The sequence below is a fragment of the Chryseolinea serpens genome, from assembly GCF_900129725.1.
Taxonomy (GTDB): Bacteria; Bacteroidota; Bacteroidia; order Cytophagales; family Cyclobacteriaceae; genus Chryseolinea; species Chryseolinea serpens.
The window spans coordinates 842,328-858,827 of record NZ_FQWQ01000003.1 but is presented as its reverse complement, the minus strand read 5'-3'; the positions used below and the strand labels follow the sequence as shown (position 1 = coordinate 858,827).

16 protein-coding genes are annotated in these 16,500 nt (G+C 52.3%); 7 read left to right on the top strand and 9 right to left on the bottom strand.

Annotation, left to right across the window (positions count from 1 at the left end; all coding sequences use genetic code 11):
• Positions 1-11: 11 nt before the first annotated feature.
• From BUB30_RS23455 to BUB30_RS23435, 5 genes are all read right to left on the bottom strand, one after another.
• Positions 12-2,417 carry a T9SS type B sorting domain-containing protein gene (locus tag BUB30_RS23455; RefSeq protein WP_073138856.1) on the bottom strand — a complete coding sequence of 802 codons (2,406 nt, stop codon included), beginning with the start codon at positions 2,415-2,417 and terminating at the stop codon, positions 12-14.
• A 2-nt stretch (positions 2,418-2,419) separates the two neighbouring features.
• Positions 2,420-3,145, bottom strand: a complete 726-nt coding sequence (locus tag BUB30_RS23450) for an energy transducer TonB (protein ID WP_178377179.1) — start codon at positions 3,143-3,145, stop codon at positions 2,420-2,422.
• A 29-nt stretch (positions 3,146-3,174) separates the two neighbouring features.
• The gene (locus BUB30_RS23445; protein WP_221408779.1) at positions 3,175-3,744 is read right to left on the bottom strand and encodes an RNA polymerase sigma factor; all 570 of its coding nucleotides are present in this window, start codon (positions 3,742-3,744) and stop codon (positions 3,175-3,177) included.
• 365 nt (positions 3,745-4,109) lie between these two features.
• Positions 4,110-4,541, bottom strand: coding sequence for a molybdenum cofactor biosynthesis protein MoaE (locus tag BUB30_RS23440; RefSeq protein WP_073138849.1), 432 nt, complete (start codon positions 4,539-4,541; stop codon positions 4,110-4,112).
• A gap of 81 nt (positions 4,542-4,622) precedes the next feature.
• Entirely contained in the window at positions 4,623-4,865 is a 243-nt protein-coding gene (locus BUB30_RS23435; RefSeq protein ID WP_073138846.1) for a MoaD/ThiS family protein, read from the bottom strand.
• Positions 4,866-5,157: 292 nt separating this feature from the next.
• Between BUB30_RS23435 and BUB30_RS23430 the strand changes: the two genes are divergently transcribed.
• From BUB30_RS23430 to BUB30_RS23415, 4 genes are all read left to right on the top strand, one after another.
• Positions 5,158-5,748 carry a hypothetical protein gene (locus BUB30_RS23430; protein ID WP_073138843.1) on the top strand — a complete coding sequence of 197 codons (591 nt, stop codon included), beginning with the start codon at positions 5,158-5,160 and terminating at the stop codon, positions 5,746-5,748.
• Positions 5,749-5,863: 115 nt separating this feature from the next.
• Entirely contained in the window at positions 5,864-6,535 is a 672-nt protein-coding gene (locus BUB30_RS23425; RefSeq protein WP_073138840.1) for a hypothetical protein, read from the top strand.
• The gene (locus tag BUB30_RS23420) at positions 6,499-7,182 is read left to right on the top strand and encodes a tetratricopeptide repeat protein (RefSeq protein ID WP_084138327.1); all 684 of its coding nucleotides are present in this window, start codon (positions 6,499-6,501) and stop codon (positions 7,180-7,182) included. The genes BUB30_RS23425 and BUB30_RS23420 overlap by 37 nt, the downstream gene beginning before the upstream one ends.
• 274 nt (positions 7,183-7,456) lie before the next feature.
• Entirely contained in the window at positions 7,457-9,916 is a 2,460-nt protein-coding gene (locus BUB30_RS23415; protein ID WP_073138834.1) for an ABC transporter permease, read from the top strand.
• A 679-nt stretch (positions 9,917-10,595) separates the two neighbouring features.
• Here the strand turns inward: BUB30_RS23415 and BUB30_RS23410 are convergent.
• The gene (locus BUB30_RS23410; RefSeq protein WP_073138831.1) at positions 10,596-11,681 is read right to left on the bottom strand and encodes a hypothetical protein; all 1,086 of its coding nucleotides are present in this window, start codon (positions 11,679-11,681) and stop codon (positions 10,596-10,598) included.
• Positions 11,682-12,116: 435 nt separating this feature from the next.
• Here BUB30_RS23410 and BUB30_RS23405 point away from each other — a divergent pair, with 435 nt between their 5' ends.
• Together BUB30_RS23405 and BUB30_RS23400 are read left to right on the top strand one after the other, a co-directional pair.
• Positions 12,117-12,536: a hypothetical protein gene (locus tag BUB30_RS23405; RefSeq protein WP_073138829.1), complete on the top strand. Its 420-nt coding sequence runs from the start codon at positions 12,117-12,119 to the stop codon at positions 12,534-12,536.
• Between the two features lie 26 nt (positions 12,537-12,562).
• A complete protein-coding gene (locus BUB30_RS23400) occupies positions 12,563-12,892 on the top strand; it encodes a hypothetical protein (protein ID WP_073138826.1) in 330 nt (109 codons plus the stop codon).
• A gap of 225 nt (positions 12,893-13,117) precedes the next feature.
• Here the strand turns inward: BUB30_RS23400 and BUB30_RS23395 are convergent, their stop codons facing one another.
• The 3 genes from BUB30_RS23395 to BUB30_RS23385 form a co-directional block, all read right to left on the bottom strand.
• Positions 13,118-13,903: an energy transducer TonB gene (locus BUB30_RS23395; RefSeq protein ID WP_073138823.1), complete on the bottom strand. Its 786-nt coding sequence runs from the start codon at positions 13,901-13,903 to the stop codon at positions 13,118-13,120.
• 188 nt (positions 13,904-14,091) lie between these two features.
• The gene (locus tag BUB30_RS23390) at positions 14,092-14,877 is read right to left on the bottom strand and encodes an energy transducer TonB (protein ID WP_073138820.1); all 786 of its coding nucleotides are present in this window, start codon (positions 14,875-14,877) and stop codon (positions 14,092-14,094) included.
• A gap of 205 nt (positions 14,878-15,082) precedes the next feature.
• Positions 15,083-15,898, bottom strand: coding sequence for a DUF4349 domain-containing protein (locus tag BUB30_RS23385; protein WP_073138817.1), 816 nt, complete (start codon positions 15,896-15,898; stop codon positions 15,083-15,085).
• A 144-nt stretch (positions 15,899-16,042) separates the two neighbouring features.
• On the opposite strand from BUB30_RS23385, the gene BUB30_RS23380 reads away from it, so the two are divergent.
• Positions 16,043-16,438: a hypothetical protein gene (locus tag BUB30_RS23380; RefSeq protein WP_073138815.1), complete on the top strand. Its 396-nt coding sequence runs from the start codon at positions 16,043-16,045 to the stop codon at positions 16,436-16,438.
• Positions 16,439-16,500 lie beyond the last annotated feature (62 nt).

Here is a 16,500-nt window from a genome sequence, read left to right as displayed (position 1 = left end):
TTTATTTGTTCTTATCGCACCAACACGATAGATCCGCTCTCTTTGCCATTTAACAATACCTTTTCTCCGTCGGCCAGGACGCCTTTCACTTTCCAGAAGTAGACACCCGCCGGTTGTCGCGACCCGTTCCGTGTTCCATCCCAACCCCGCTGTACAGCGTCGTTCACGTCCTGTGTTTTGAAGACCAGGTTGCCTTCGCGGTTGTAGATGCTGAGTGAGAAGTTCTGGGCGCTGGTAAGGCCATACACTCTAAGCTCATCGTTCTGACCGTCCTCGTTTGGTGTGAACAGGTTGGGAATGAACCCGGACACTTCCACGATCACGTTGGCATGGGCTGTGCCCTGACATCCCAACGAATCATAACCCGTGACAGTATAGAGCGTGGTCACGGTCGGAGATACAACCGGCCCCGAAAGATTGGCATCGATCAACCCCGTGGTAGGCGTCCAGGAATAACTGGCGGCGCCGGTGGCGGTCAGTTGCACCGAACTTCCTTTCAAGATCTTGACTTCTTCCGGCGTCACCTTCACATCCGGCACGCTAATGCCCAACCCTGTTTTGCGGATGATCGTGCAACCCACATCATTCGTCAGGACGACCGTTACCGTGTCGGGCTGGGTTGCCGTGTAGTTGATGGAAGGCGCAGACCCGAGCCCCTTTTTGACGTCGCTCATCCAGGTGATGGTTTGCCAACCGGGTTCGGTGGTGAAGGTGATCGGCGCATCTTTACATACGTAGCGTTGCGACCTCTCTGTTTTTATGGTATCGTTCTTTATTTTCCATGTGTAGCGCTTCAAGGCCGCACAGCCACCGCGCGCCGGCGTGTAGGAGAATACCGTATCGGTTTTATCCGCCCCTATAGTCCACGTAGAACCCTGTCCTAAAAATCCGCTCGCAAACGAAAACCACAGGGTCTCGGGTGGCGCGGTGAGGTCGGCTTGTTCGTTTTTGCAAAGCGACAATTCCTCGGTGGTGGCGTCGGCACAGGGTGTGCGGCCGCCGATACACAACGCACCTCCATGCAACGCATTGTCTACCGCCTGCACCGAGAAGTTAAAGGCTCCTGCCGGAATGTCTCTCAACAACTTGAAATTGTTCGTGCCATTGTTGCCATGCGCCGATACCAGTCGCTTTTCATTCAGCAAGTCGAAGCTACCCGTCTGATATTCCTGTGCGCCATTCAAAAACACATCGAAGGTTAGTGAAGCCTTGGGCGTGTGGTCGTCGCCAGGCTTTTCCCAATACAAAAAGGTGCGACCGAATACCGGCAGGGCCAGCCCCTTGGCAGGCGTGCCGGGCGCTTTGTTCTTTTGCGCCTCCGTATTTTTATAGATCACCACATGCAGAGCCGTTTCTTGTACCAGTTGGACCACATCCAGATCGCCGTCGTGCTCCAGGTCGCCGACGGCCTGTTGGATTAGGTTGACAGACTCCAATGTGTCATAATCACCTGCAGCATATTCGATGATGTTTACGGCATCACCCTCTGCGTTTGTGCCACGATACTGGACGTCGGCCACGCCGTTGGAGTTGAAGTCGGCCACAAAAAGTTGTGCATGGTTCAACGTAATGGGCAACGGCACGCTGGCATACAGTCCTTTGTTGCTTTGATACAGGCTGGTAAACCCTGTTCCGTTTTTATCCTTGCCGGCAACCCACACATCGAACAGGCCATCGCCATTCATGTCGCCGATGGAGGTTGTGCCCTGTCGGGACGACGTGAGGTAGGGCTTGAAATATGAATTGCCGTCGTTCTTCAGAAAGCCTGTGCACAATGAATCGGGTTTCACGCTTCCGCTGACGAACAAGTCGATGTCGCCATCACCGTCGGCGTCGAAGGTTTCGAGGGCGGTGGCTTTGATTTTCAGGGAGTCGAATACGGTAAACGAGAGGTCATCGCGTTGGGAGTAAAGCGAGGTGGGATAGTCCCAGGTCCAGGGTTCGCCGCTGGCGATCCATTCCTCGCGGCCGTTGTTGTCAAGGTCGGCGCGTTTTAAGATCGCGAACGGCCTTAGAGAGAGCGGCTGCTCTGCAAAACCAAAGCCTCCCTGGTTCACATACACCGCCGTTACGCGCACTGCATTCTTCAAACCACTGACCACAACGTCCATACGATTGTCGCGATTATAATCGGTCACCACGAAAGCTGATACCTCCATGGTCCGCGTCTTCTGTGCCGACAACACCGGCGTGTTCACCGTGTCGCCCTTCACAAATTGAAGATAGCTCCTTCCCCCTTGTGACTTCGTGAGCAACAAGATGTCCAACACACCATCGTTGTCGAGGTCGGCCCATTGGGTGGAGGCCGTGCCGATGGAATCGGGAAGCACGATGTCGGGTTGCTTTGCAAAATGCTGCGCAGTCGCTGTCATGGCCACCATCAGCAGGAAGCACCATAAGGTCCACGTGCGTTTCATAGCTATTCCTTTGATTTGATTCTCTGAATTTGAAAGGTAATGGGCAGCGCAATGCTGCTGGGCACCGGGCGACCATTGAGGGTTGCCGGTTTCCAGGCAGGCATACCGGCCACCAGGCGGCGCGCTTCCTTATCGAATGCTTCACCCAGTGACTGTTTCACCTCCACCTTCTCTGCCTTCCCTTCAGCATTGATCACAAATGAGATCGTCTCCACCCCCTGAACCGAATCTTTCACAGCCGACGGCGGGTAGACCAGGTGATCATTAAAGTAAGCATACAACAAAGCATAGCCCTGCACCGGCTCGGCCTGCACATAAACATCCTCCACTTTGGTAGAAGAGATGGCGCTGCCGGCAGGCTTAGGATCATTTTTCTTTGCGCGGGCAGGTTTGGTTTCTTCAGTTTGGGCCGGCCCCTCTTCCTTTCTCAACGGAACGGTAGCCTCCGGCTTCACTTCCAACGCGTTGGGGTCGGTCTTGGATGGTGTCTCTGCAGGTTCAGCTGCCGGGAGGGTTTCCTGCGGCGGAACAACGGCAGGCTTTTGTTCTTCCCGGAAGAAATACAGACTGCCTCCCACCAAAACCATGAGCGTTATCACGGCCAGCGACCACTTCACCACCGTATACTTTTTATTTATGCGCACGGCCAGTTGCTTATCGGCCACGAGGCGGTCGAAGTCCATGTAGCTTCGAATCTCTTCATCCGGGAGCTCAGGCTTGTGTTTCATTATCGTAAGGGATTGTTTCATTGTCGTTCTCAAGTCGTTTTCAAAAAGAGCTTTTTCATTTTGTCCAGTGCGCGATACACTTTCACTTTGGCATAGGTCTCACTGATCCCCAGGATGTCGGCCACTTCGCGGAAGGGCCGTTGATCGAAATAGCGGAGCTCGATGATCTGCAGGTCGTCGGCGCTCAGTTGCTGCAGGATGAGGGGCAGTTGTTGCTCCAGGTCTTCCTGTCGCGCGGCGGCGGTGAGTTCTTCGTGCAGGTTTTGAATGGTGTGTTCGTCCAGGCTCACCACGCGGTGGCGTTTGTGTTTGCGGAAGAAATCGTGGCACTCGTTCAGCGCGATGCGGAAGAGCCAGGCCGAAAACGGGAGACCACGGAAGGCATACTTGTCCAGGTGAAGTAAAGCTTTAAGAAAGACCTGGGAAGTGATGTCGGCCGTGAGCGCTTTGTCGCCCACGCGGTGCAGCACGAAGAGGAAGATCTTCTTGAAATACTTCTCATATAAAGGCCTGAATGCTTCGGGGTTGGCTTGCGCTTGCCGGATCATCGACGCTTCGTCGGCCGTTTCCTCGCGGGGTTGGATGTTTTCCTTGTGCACGTACAACTTGGTGAATTTATGGGTTCAAGTTTCTGAATTCTAAATGCAGAATTTCCAAAAAGATACACGCACAGCAAAACTCTTTTGCAAATTATTACAACGGGGCCGGTTACGGGAACAACTTTTTCGCGCATCTAAGCGTTAGAGGGTGAAAACTAATCCTCTCACACTTAAAACTAGTTGGTTATGAAAACGCTTAAACTTCACGTCAATCCCATCCATCGCGACTTGTTCATCGCTTTGCTGGCAGGTTTCTCGGTGGCCGTGTTAATTGTCTCGGCCCTCGTGATCGCGATGGGATAAAAAAGAAAAAGGCTCCGACACCGGAGCCTTTTTTTTATTGCCAGCTATTTGACCAACCCGGCTCAGGCTTTTTCCGCCACGGCTGCAGGCCGCGCGGAGATCCACTCTTCGCCATCTTCAAAAACTTCCTTCTTCCAAATGGGCACGTTCATCTTTACGTTGTCAATGATATATTCGCACGCATCAAAAGAATCCTTACGATGAGGTGTGGAAACCGCCACTGCTACTGCTACCTCCCCGGGTTTCAACGTACCAATGCGGTGACTGACGGCAAACCCTAACAAGGGCCATCGGTGCGACGCATCGTCAATAATTTTCCTGATCTCGCCTACGGCCATCGTCTCGTAAGCTTCATATTCCAGCCAAACCACGTTCTTTCCGTTCGCCTGATTGCGCACGGTACCGACAAAAACATTTACAGCTCCGGCACCTAAGCACGAAGCTGTATCAATGACCTTCTGAATGTCAATGGGCTTTTCCGTTATTTTAATCATGTTTAATAGGGTTGGATTGAACAATAAGGAAGAGGTGATGAAGGTAACGAAATGCCACCCAAATCACAAAACAAATCCCTTTTAGCCCCCGCTCACGGGCGGAATGAGGGCGATCTCGTCGGCGGCGGTGAGTACCCGGGTTTCGTCGGCATAGTCGTTGTTGACGGCGATGTAGAGGGAGCGCAAACCCAGCAATTGCGGGTATTTTGCCGTTAATTCGGCCCTTAAAGCCCCCACGGTGTTCCCTTCGATCGTCACTTCCGAGTCCCTTCCCCCCAGGAAATCCTTCGTGATGCCGAAGGCTTTAATGCGAAATGTATTCATAGGCCCTAAATTTACTAAAGGTTTCAATTTCCCGAAACCGGGGTGATCCCTGGGCTTGGTTAGATTCCGGAAATTTCCTTATACTTGTATATCAGTAACCAAAAAGAAGAATTTGATAAAACTCTCTACCTAACCTAACCTAATGAAAAGACCGCTTACCTGGCGGTCTTTTTCGTTGGGGCCATGTTGCTAGGTTATTGGCAACGAACACCTTGTTGCTATTCCTACGCATTAATAATATTTTTCGCCGCGTCTGTTATCGCTGTAGACGCCAACAGCGCTGTAGAGCTTTATGAATAAGTACACACTTGTTTCCGGTTTCCTGGACAGACCCCGGGAATTGATTATGGCTTCGGATCATATCGCCTATGAAAACAAGGATACAGTCGGTGACACCTTTACCAAACTTCTCCAACCCGATATTATTGGCCTGAAATGCAAGACGGAGGCAGTCTTCTGGTACGATGTGCGCGTGGGGGAAAAGTTCGCTTTCGCATTAAAAGACAAACATGGCAAAGAAATTCATGTGGTTATTAAAAATCACTTTGGCCTACGGAAGGACTTTGATGCATTGCACAAAGACATCGTCGCCGATCTGAAAAAATATTTCCTGATGCCACTTGCCCGCCACTACCTGGACACCTTCTTTGAGGAAAACTCGCTAACGCTCGGCTCATTAACGCTTGGGCCCTCCGGCATACAAACCCCTACCCTAGTTCTCTCCTGGCATGAACTTGCCATACGCGAATATCATAGTTACTTTGTCCTTTACAAGGCGAATGATCCGAACCTACATTATCGCGTGGGATTCACTGAATGGGACGCGAGCATCATGTTTACCGTTGTAAAGACTATTATACAAGTGAAAGCGTCTGAGGCATAAACCGCGCCGTCCGCATTTCGGGCCATATTCTGGGGCGTCGTGGCCCCATCTGGAATGAGGAGTTTACCGCGCGGGCCAGCTTGCAATCCATCATATTAGTACCTTAATTTCCATCATGAAAATCTTTGGCGTCAATTTCGGTTCCAGCAGCAATCACTTTAAAATTATTGAAGACGACAGGACTTGGTTGGAAGAAAACTTTAGGTGGTTAAAAAGTGCATTTGGCTATCCTAACAAGAGACAGGAGCAGGTGTTGCTGACGCCGAAATTTTTCCCGGCTACCTATTCCGTGACAACAGTTAGCGTCGACAATATAGTCACCGATCTCTGCAAATTGTTTGGCTTAGCCCGAAATGCCGTAGCATTCGAAATCGTGACCGACATCCGCGACTTTGGCATTCCGTACCAGATGGAAGGCCCCCCTTTTGAATGCGAAACCGACTTAACAAAAGGGCACTATAAAATTTCAATCGCCAACGACTTGCAGAAACGTCCCCAGAGATTGCTTCACCGACTTATCTACGAGTTTATCCGCATTCGGCTCACCGAAAGCAAAATTGAGTTCGATGGCGACGACGACGCTGGTCCGTTCATCTACCTCGCCGGTATCTATTTTGGATTTGGAGTTATTCTCTCACAAAATCTTTCGGATGTTGGGCGAAGCAGTCAAGGGGGATGGCAATCCAAGTGGGGCTACGTTTCTGAAATAGCGGAACCTGTGATGGCCTACGGCCTCGCGATGCCAACCTTTTGGGCGATAACGATCCTTCCTGGAAAAATGAGTTGAGGGCCGATTTCAAAAAACTGTTCGACGGTGCAATTGCTTATCTCCAAGCCAATCCAAATGATATCTATGATGAAAAGGAAGTAAAGGCCAACGATCTGTTCAACGAAGCCTGTAAATATTCCGAAAGCAATCAGTTTGAAACGGCTATCTCCACGTTGCAGAAAATACTCTTCCTGACCAAGGATGATCTTTTGAAGACAGATGTGTACAACAACATTGGCTATTACTACGCACGACTAAAGGATTATCAGCAAGCCATATCGAACTACAGAAAGGCATTGACTATCGATCCTGACCATGCATACACCAATGATAATCTGGGCTTTGCGCTAATCATGACAGGCGAGCCAAATGAAGGCGTGTTATGCCTTGAAAAAGCTATGCAAAACGAACAAAATGATCCGGCCTATACATACCGGAATTTTGCATTGTATCATCAGCACAAGAAAGCGTTCCACCTCGCCGAACAATTTTTCCAAAGATCCTTCAACGAAGGAACTCCTGTCGATTTGCTGGAGTATTACTACGCTGAATTTTTGCTTGAGCAAGGCGACATCGAAAACGCAAAGGCGTTCTTTCTAAAGTCCGCTCAGAAAAACGAGGAAGAAGGGATTGCCAGGCTTCGCCAATTCGACAGATCAGATTAATTGAAATATGTAACCATCCCCGGAGCAGCGCGGGAGAGGTCAGGGCCAAAGCCCGGTATTTGTCTGCTTGAGATAACGTTAAATTAACAGTGTCCAAAACCGTTCCCAAGCGTTTCGATTCCGGCCACCCTCTCCGCTACACGCCGTTCAATTTCAGCACCCATACAATCTTTTCGCCTTTAGCACAGTCTTTGCTAAGTGCCCTTCGTCAAACCGTCAACTCCCCCTTGAACTTTATAGTGGACGCGGGCGGTGGACCTTTAGCACATTCACCATGATCAGGAACTACTTCAAAATCGCACTTCGCTCCATCTTCCGGAACAAGCTCACCGCCTTCATCAACATCGCGGGCCTTGCCATCGCCATGACGGCCGTCCTCCTCATCTACTTTTTCATCAGCGACGAGCTCAGCTACGATCGCTATCACAGTAAAATAGACCGTACCTATCGCGTGACCCGCGAATTCCTCGGCGAGAACGGCGAAACAACCCTTAACCTCCCCTGCATCGCCGCACCCTTTGGCCCCTTCCTCAAAAACGACTTTGGCGAGATCCAGGCCATGGCCCGCACACTCGCCTACGGCCGCTACGGCTTCGACATGGCCGTCGAAGAAAATGGTGAAATCACCAAAGCCGCCCAGGAAGAAGACTTATTCTTCGCCGAACCCGACGTCTTCAAAATATTCGACATCCCCGTGCTCAGCGGAAACCCCGCCAAAGCACTCGAGCGTCCCCTCACGGTTATGCTCTCTGAACGTACCGCCCGGAAATATTTCGGCACCACCGCCGTTGTGGGCAAGCACCTCAAAGGCAACGGCAACCTCGACCTCGAAGTCACCGGTGTCTACAAAGACCTCCCCACTCAATCACACTGGCACCCCGATCTGCTCGTAGCCTTCAGCACCCTCAACAACATCTTCGGCCCCAATGCGTTCGACAACGACTATGGCGGCAACAGTTTCTACACCTACATCCTCCTCGAGCCCGGCGCCGATCCCAAAAAACTCGAGGCCGCCATGCCCGCCTTCATCGACAAGCACATGGGCGCCCACGCCCGCGCCAACTGGGGCGTAGCACAAAACTGGGTAGCTTCAAAAACCACCCGGCTGTATGTCCAGCCCGTAGCCGACATCCACCTCCGCTCTCACCTCGATGATGAGATCGAGGTGAACGGCAACATCAACAGCGTCTACATGATGGGCGTCATCGGCCTATTCATCGTCCTCATCGCCTGTTTCAATTTCGTAAACCTCTCCACCGCGCGCGCCACCAAACGCGCCAAAGAGGTAGGCATGCGCAAGGTAGCCGGTGCGTTGAAAAGCCAGCTCATCGGCCAGTACCTCAGCGAGTCCGTGCTCATCGCCCTGTTTGCCCTCATACTGGCCACCGCCCTCGCTGGCATTGCGCTTCCGTGGATGAATGACTTCACCGGCAAGTCCATCGCCTTTCATCTCACCACCCATTGGCCCGTCGTCATCGGCACGATAGCGTTCGCTTGTATCGTCGGTCTTCTCGCAGGCACCTACCCCGCGTTCATCATGGCCGCCTTCAGACCCGCTGCCGTACTCAAAGGCCAGCAGGCTTCCGTAAACGGTAAAGGCGGAATACGCCGGGTGCTCGTCGTCGCCCAATTCGCCATCTCCATCGTGCTCATCATCGCCACCGCCGTCACCTCCCAGCAGCTTGGATACCTCAACGCCCGCGACATCGGCTACAACAAAGACCAGATCATCACCCTGCGCAGCTACCCCGAGCTCGCCGATAACTACGACGCCTTCTACAACCAGCTCACCGGCTCCTCCGCCATACAAAACATCGGCCGCTCCTCACGCATCCCCACAGGCCGCCTCCTCGACTGGCAAGGCAACGCTTCCGTTGTCAAAGGCGATAGTCTCGTATCCACAGACATATTGCTCAGGTCCCTGCAAGTAGACTACGAGTTCTTCGCCACCTACGGCATCAACGTCGCCGCAGGCCGCCTCTTCTCGCGAAACATACCGAGTGACGACACCATCGCCTTCATCATCAACGAAACCGCCGCACGCCAGATCGGCTGGAAAAATATCGACGATGGCATCGGCAAAGACTTCGAAGCCGGCGACGCGAAAGGAAAGCTCATCGGCATCGTCAAAGACTTCAACTTCGAATCGCTCCACCAGGAGATCGTGCCCATGATTTTCCGCATCGGCGACCGTTCCAACAACAACCTCTCTGTCAGGATCGATGGCGCCAACTTCCAGCAAGCCATCGCCGATCTCGAAAAGAAATGGAAAGCGTTTCTCCCCACGCGCCCTTTCGAATACCAGATCATGAGCGACCGCTACCGCCTCCTCTATGAAGACGATCAGAAACAAAGCCAGCTCTTCACCATCTTTTCCGGCATGGCGATCTTCATCGCGTGCCTCGGTCTGTTCGGCCTCGCCACGTTCAATACCCTGCAACGCATCAAAGAGATCGGCATTCGCAAAGTGCTCGGTGCGTCGGTACCGAACATCCTCGCGCTGCTGTCGCGCGAGATCGTCACACTTATCCTCGTCGCCAGCTTCATCGCCTGGCCCGTAGCCTGGTTTGTCATGAGCGAGTGGCTGGATTCGTTCGCATATCATGTGGATATGAATGTGTTGGTATATGTGCTTGCAGCAATAGGCGCTGTATTCGTCGCCCTGCTCACCGTAAGCGTGCAGACTCTCCGTGCAGCCCTCACCAACCCGTCAGACACCTTGCGCTACGAATAGCAGCATACGTCCTGACATTAGGGTGAAACCGAGCGAAAAGAAAATTCACAATGGTGTGCCAGCGGAATGGCTGGATCAGGCTTCATGCTTTCTGGCCCGCAACGGCGCCCTGCATCCAGGCGCTGCGACGATGCGCCATGAACGCGGGCGCTTCGATTTCAATTCCTGCGTGGCGCAATTATTTTACTGCCTTTGTTTCCCCCAGTTTCACTGGGGGCTATGGTCGGTAACCCCATTCGGGGTTTAATGCAGGCAAAGCATAGTAATGTTTGCTGCCATATCTGTTGTTGGTGAAGAACACCAACAACGGCGGGCGCATTGCAACCCCGAAGGGGTTAACGAACAATGGCCCCCGGTGAACCCGGGGGAAAAAGCGAAAATTTCACGAGGGAGTGCCACAGGAACGATTGGATCTGGCTTCGTGCGTTCTGGCACGCAACTGCGCTCTGCATCCGAGCGCTGCGACGATGCGCCATGAACGCGATGCTCTTCGATTTTAGCACGAGCGTGGCGCAATTGTTTTTGTCTTTGGTTTCCCCCAGTTTCACTGGGGGGCCATTGTTCGTTAAACCCCATTCGGGGTTTAAGAATACAGGCAATGCGTAACAATGTTTGTGAGTCGCATCTGTTGTTGGTGAAAACACCAACAACGGCGGGACAATGGCGGAACGGCGGACAGCTACCGGTCAGCCGATCTCAGTTTCTTATTTTCTTCTTCCAGTTCTTTGATGTAGGCGTTCTGTTCTTCCACGATTCGCCTGAGTGCTTCCATTTCTGCTTCCGTGGTCCGGCCCGGGGTTGCTTGATCGTTTGAAGGAGTGCTTGGATTTTGAATTTGTTCGCGGATGTGCGCTAGGTATTGTGTAGCCTCCTGATAGGCAGGATTCATGTAGGTTTCGTATGCATCCTCGGCGAGCAGCAGGGTGAGGGGGTCGTCATAGTTCTCTTTCGACTGCAGATTGGCAACGATGGTCTGTTTGGAAACCATGGCTAACGTGTCCAGCCTGGCCGCTAGCAGGGAAGCTTGGGAGGCATGCTCACCTTCTAATCCCAATCGTTGGCGTAGCGTTGACAACAAAGCCGGTAGTTCGACATCGAGGTCTTTTTTAAGGGCCTCTTTCGATCGAAAGTCTTCGGGGCGATAGAGCCAGCTCAGTGTCCGGGTGTGAATTTCCCAGGCCATGCCTTCGGCCTGATAGTAGCTGCGCATCCGTTTATGACGGTTAACAATCGCTTGCACATCGGCATCGTCGTTACCCGCAGTCTGCGCTTCAAAGAGCGAGTCCTGTCTTGACAAGATGTCGTTGTAGCGCAATTCCAATGCATCAAAAACGGCGCCGGCCCTTTCGCTGAACGCGATGGCTTCGGCCATTTTCATATCATCTTCATAGTCCTCGAACGACAACACCGTACCCATCGCGCTTGCTGCCAGATCGACCAGCGTGTCCATCTCCACAAAGCCGACGTCCTCCTTCACATCGCCATACTTATGTTGCCACTGACCTTTCAACACCACATAATCAATTTGTGTGCTGCTGCGGAGGGCATCTTTGCTGCGGGTGTCCGTTTGTGTGTATACCCAGTGCAACATGCCCGAATATATATTCCGATAGAGGTATTTCAATTCATGAAGCGCGGTGATGGTCGAATCGGCTTTCTGCAAACGGGCGAGCCGTTCGGCCTTTTCTTTTTGGCCGCAGCCTGCCAAAATAATAGTCACTGCGATGAGGATGGCGAACAGTACCTTGATGGATGGCGTTTGCATGATAACGTTTTCGTTGGAGGATGCAAGATCAGAAAAAAAGTTAAATCATCAACAACATGCTTCAGTACACCGTTATCCTCGAAAACGATACCGGTATGGAGGCACTTTATCTAACTTGTGTTCCCCTTCTTTGGACTCTTAATTCATGAAGTTTTTTGTTGCTATTCGGCGCTGTCAACAATGCCCCTCGTCGCGTCTGTTGTTGGTGAAGAACACCAACAACGGCGTGGGACACCAACAACGGGGTAGCTGGTGTTGGTTGTGCGGCTGGTGAGGGTTTGTGATTGGGCACGTGTTTGGCGGTGGCCCGGCCAGGGATAGTAGTGGAAAGCCCGTAGTGGGTGGGTCGTGCGTGGACGGACTTGGAACGAATAGCCCGGCCCCGAGGTACGAGGGGGGGCCGCATGGGGCACTGCTGTTTCGGCACTGTCAACAATGACTTTCGCCGCGTCTGTTGTTGGTGAAGAACACCAACAACGGCGGGAGAACACCGACAACGGCGGGATTTTATTAAATTGGCGAATGAAGAAACTCCACTATGTTCTTGCGCTAGCTTTTCTAGCGCAACCTACGCCGGCCTATGCCGATCATGAAGAGGGGTTGATACCTTTGTTCTTGGGGTTATTGACGGTTATTGTGCTTGCTGTTGTGGTGCTTGGCGCGCCCCTGAATAGAATCGGCACACTAATACTTGCGACCATCTGTCTGTTCGCTATCGTACTGACGTTTAGCATAGTCGATTCGCTGCCGTTGCTCGACAATTTGGCCACGATCAATTTACTGGTTGTTGGTGTACCCACCATGGCATGCATTATTGGTTATTATGCCTTAAGAAATCGATTTGGAAAGAAATGAAGGTTAATGTTTTTTCGCGAATCCCTATGGAAAATAAGCATGCGTATGAAATTCTGGCGGAGGTGGTTCCGCATATGAAGGAGCGGCCGGGAATGTATTTTCATCCGGTGAACTTCAACAATTTGAGGCTTTATATGGAGGGCTTTATCACGGGCCTGGCGTGGGGTCCGGGCGAAGAAGGGAACCGGGAAATATCGCGGTGGCTGGGCAAGAAAGTGCAGCGGGGATCCAATGTTATTTGGACCGCTCATGTGCTTGCGTTGGCAAACGACGACGAGCAGAAAGCCTGGGATCTTCTCTTTCACTACCTGGAAGAGTTCTTGAAAGAAAAAGGAAACCCGCCTTCCAAAGAGTGAACCTTTAGAAAGCAGGTATTCATCTTGCCCTTGTGCGCCAACGGAGATGATCTCCACCCGCCGTTGTTGGTGTTCTTCACCAACAACAGATGCGGCGAATCATTGTTGATGGAAGAGAACGGCAGTAGTTATCCAATTCCTGCCCGAATATTGATTTGGTTCGGTCAATGTACGTTGCCATCAAATGTTGTTGGTGAAGAACACCAACAACGGCGTAGGGTGGGATTAATGACTCAACTGGAACCGGATGGGTAACACCATGCGGACCATGACGGGTGTGTTGTCTTGGTGGCCGGCGATCCATGGCGGCATGTTCTGCACGACCCGTACCGCTTCTTCGTCGCACTCTTTCATGATGCCCTTGATAACTTTCACATCGATGACACGACCATCGGTGTTGACGACGAAGCTGACGAACACGGCACCTTCAACCGTCATGCGGCGCGCGATGGCGGGATACTTCAGGTTTTTGCGCATGTATCTCGCCAGGGCCTCCGGGCCGCCATCGAATTGGGGCATGGCCTTGACCCAAGTGAGCGGGTCGGAATGTGTTTCCGGGGGAGCTATTGAAACGACCTCGGTCTTTGTTTCTATGGCTCCCGGGTCTGTGGGTTCCTCGCCAACGAGCGGGCCATCTGCAGTTCCTGAAGTGGCGTCGGTTTGTTGTTCCTTTACTTCCTCGGGGTCGCGGTGCGTTGATACGGTAGGTGCCACGTTGCTTTGTGCGCGACGCACCGGCGCTGATGGAGCGCGTTTCTGTGGTGTTAATTTGAATTGCGGGAAATCATTCCATACAATGCCCGTGTTGGGCTTCGTGTCTACCAGCATGGGCTCGCCGTGAAAAAAGAGCGTAACGATCAGGGCGGCGGCGAGAGCGGCGAGCACAAATAACAACGCTTTTTGAACATTGTTGGCGTAGGCCTGTCGGATGGAGTAGGCACCGTAGGCTTTGTTCCGGTTTTCAAAGACGAGGTCATTCATGCTTTGTATTTCTGCATTTTCGATTCTCATAAGACAGTCGGTTTAGGATGAACGGGGAGTAAATGTTTTCGCAACGAAAGTAGCGGACAGAGTTTGCCGGGGTTGGTGTACTTCACCAGCCCGGTCAACTCAATCTTGCCCCTGTGCGCCGAACCAACGGAGATGGCCTATACAACGGGGATGCGGTAGGCAAGGCGCACAGGGGAAGCCTGATGGGGTTATCGATTCAATTGAAATCGGATGGGCAGTACCATGCGGACCATGACGGGTACGCCGCCTTGGCGGCCGGCGAGCCAGTCGGACATGGCGGATACCATGCGAACGGCTTCTTCGTCACATTCCTTGCTGATGCCTTTTATTGCCTTGGCCTCGATGACACGGCCATTGGTGTCGATGATAAAGCTTACGTAAACTAAGCCTTCCGTCTCCATGCGCCGTGCCACGGCGGGATACTTCAAATTTCTTTGCACAAATCTTGCCATGGCTTGCAAGCCACCTTTGTATTGCGGCATGACTTCAGCGATGTCAAGCGGTCCTTTAGGTGCTGTTTCCACAGGCGTGGCTACAACGGGTTCGGCAGTCGCAGGTCCCGTACCTTCCATGGGTGCCACACCATCGACGGCGCCATCCGGCACACCCGTGTTTGTGTCCGTTGCCGGCGGAGTGATTTCCTCGGGGACAACGGCCGTTGTTACCGTGGGGGCTACGTGCGAGGCCGCTCGCCGCACCGGAGCACTAGGAGCCGCCGGACGGGGTGCTTCTATGGTTGGAAGAATATTGAATTGAATGATTTTCTTGGCGACTTCCGGCACCTTGATCAGGGGCTCGCCCGGATAGAATATTGTCAGCAGCATGACGCCGGCGAAGAAGACCATGACATATAACAGGGCCTTGTGAACATTGTCGTAGTAGGCTTTACGGATGACGTAGGCGCCGTATTCTTTGTTCCGGTTTTCAAATACCAGATCATCCATGCTGGGAACTTCTGCATTTTCGTTTCTCATAAAAACAGACGGTTTAGGTTGAACATGAACTATATGTTTTCGCGACGAACATCAGGGGCAAAGTCGTTCCTGTCCGGGTCGTTTTTCGCTACCGGCTTTGCCATTTGTGTGTTGTCACGGGCAATTAGAGTGTGATTCTTAGAAGCTTGTTTCCCCTATAAGTTCGGCGTCACGGAAAAGTCACGGGGTTTATCAGAATTTATTTTCACCCAACCTGGGCCATCCGCCGTTTGCGGAAACGGATCACAAAACCTATGACCGCAAAGCCTACGAACGCCCACGGCCAAACGCTGACACACGCCAGCACGGCGTTCATGACGCTGCGCCAGCCGTTTCTCAAGGCTACACTAAACTCCTGGGCGAAGCCCGTTGGCGGGGCTTGCAGGCGCTGAATGAAAACAACGTCGAGCGTGCAGTAGGTGGTGAGGTTGGTCATGCGCTTGAAGCGTGCTTCCATGGATTCGATCTCTTCGCGGGTCGTGCCCAACTGTTCCTCGATGGCAAGCATGTCTTTTACGGTCTTGGCTTGCTTGAGTATTTCGTGATAGCGGACCTCCAATTCTTTTTTGGAGCGAAGACGCGCCTGGAGGTCGGTGTATTCCATGGTGACATCCTGCGTGGTGACCGACCGTTCGACGATGCGCGTGGCCAAGGTTTCCAGTCGTTTCATCATGGGCTCAAACTGCGCTTCGCCGACGCGGATGGTCATGGTCTTTCGAAGATCATACCTTTGATTTTCCTGCGCTTCGTTGGAGGCATAGGCTTGGTATTGGCGCAAGAGCACGCTCACGGAATCGCTGATATTTTTTAGCGAGGCAACGTCCATCTCCAGTCGCGCCTCGCGGATGAGTTTACGATCGGTTTCTGCGGGTGGGGTGAGATAATTCTGCGCCCCCGGAGCTTCATCTGCGGCTGCCACGATCAAATCAGAATACGTAACCTTACTTTCTTGTTCTTTTTCACTACGGGGATGACACGCCATCAAGGTGACGACGGCCAGGGAAAAACAAATTGCTTTCATGGCTTTAACGTTTAGATAACACCCCTCATAATTCTCTTACACGAAGCAAGTCACAACAAAAGGCAAAAGAAATTTTGGAGCGAGGGCCTTCTTGGGAATTTGCGTGGTTTCAAATAGCTTTGCGTTACTTCAAATACCCTCTGTATGTCCCTCACTATCATTCGCGAAAGCAAGCAGTACAAGATCGCCGTGTCACCGGAAAAGAACCGGGCCTATTTGACCATCGTTGGTTTCTGGAGAAGTCCGGAAGTGGTGCCCGACTATTTGCCGGACTGGACCAAGGCCGTTTCAAAATTAAAAAGTGGTTTCACGTTGCTGACCGATGCGCGTGAAATGAAAACCCATCCCCAGGAAGTGCGCAAGCTTCATGAGCAGGCCCAGGCGACGTTGTTGAAGGGCGGTGTCAGGAAAGTGGCCGAGCTCGTGAAAGATGATGTGGCGGAGATGCAGTTGGATGCGGTGGCGAAGACTACGCAGTTTCCGAAGAAGAATTTCAGGAGCGCGGAGGAGGCGGAGAAGTGGTTGGATGAGAACGCATAGTCCCTGGAGAACGCATACCTTGAGGCAGGAGACCAGGCTGCCGCGGAGAACGCATAGTCACT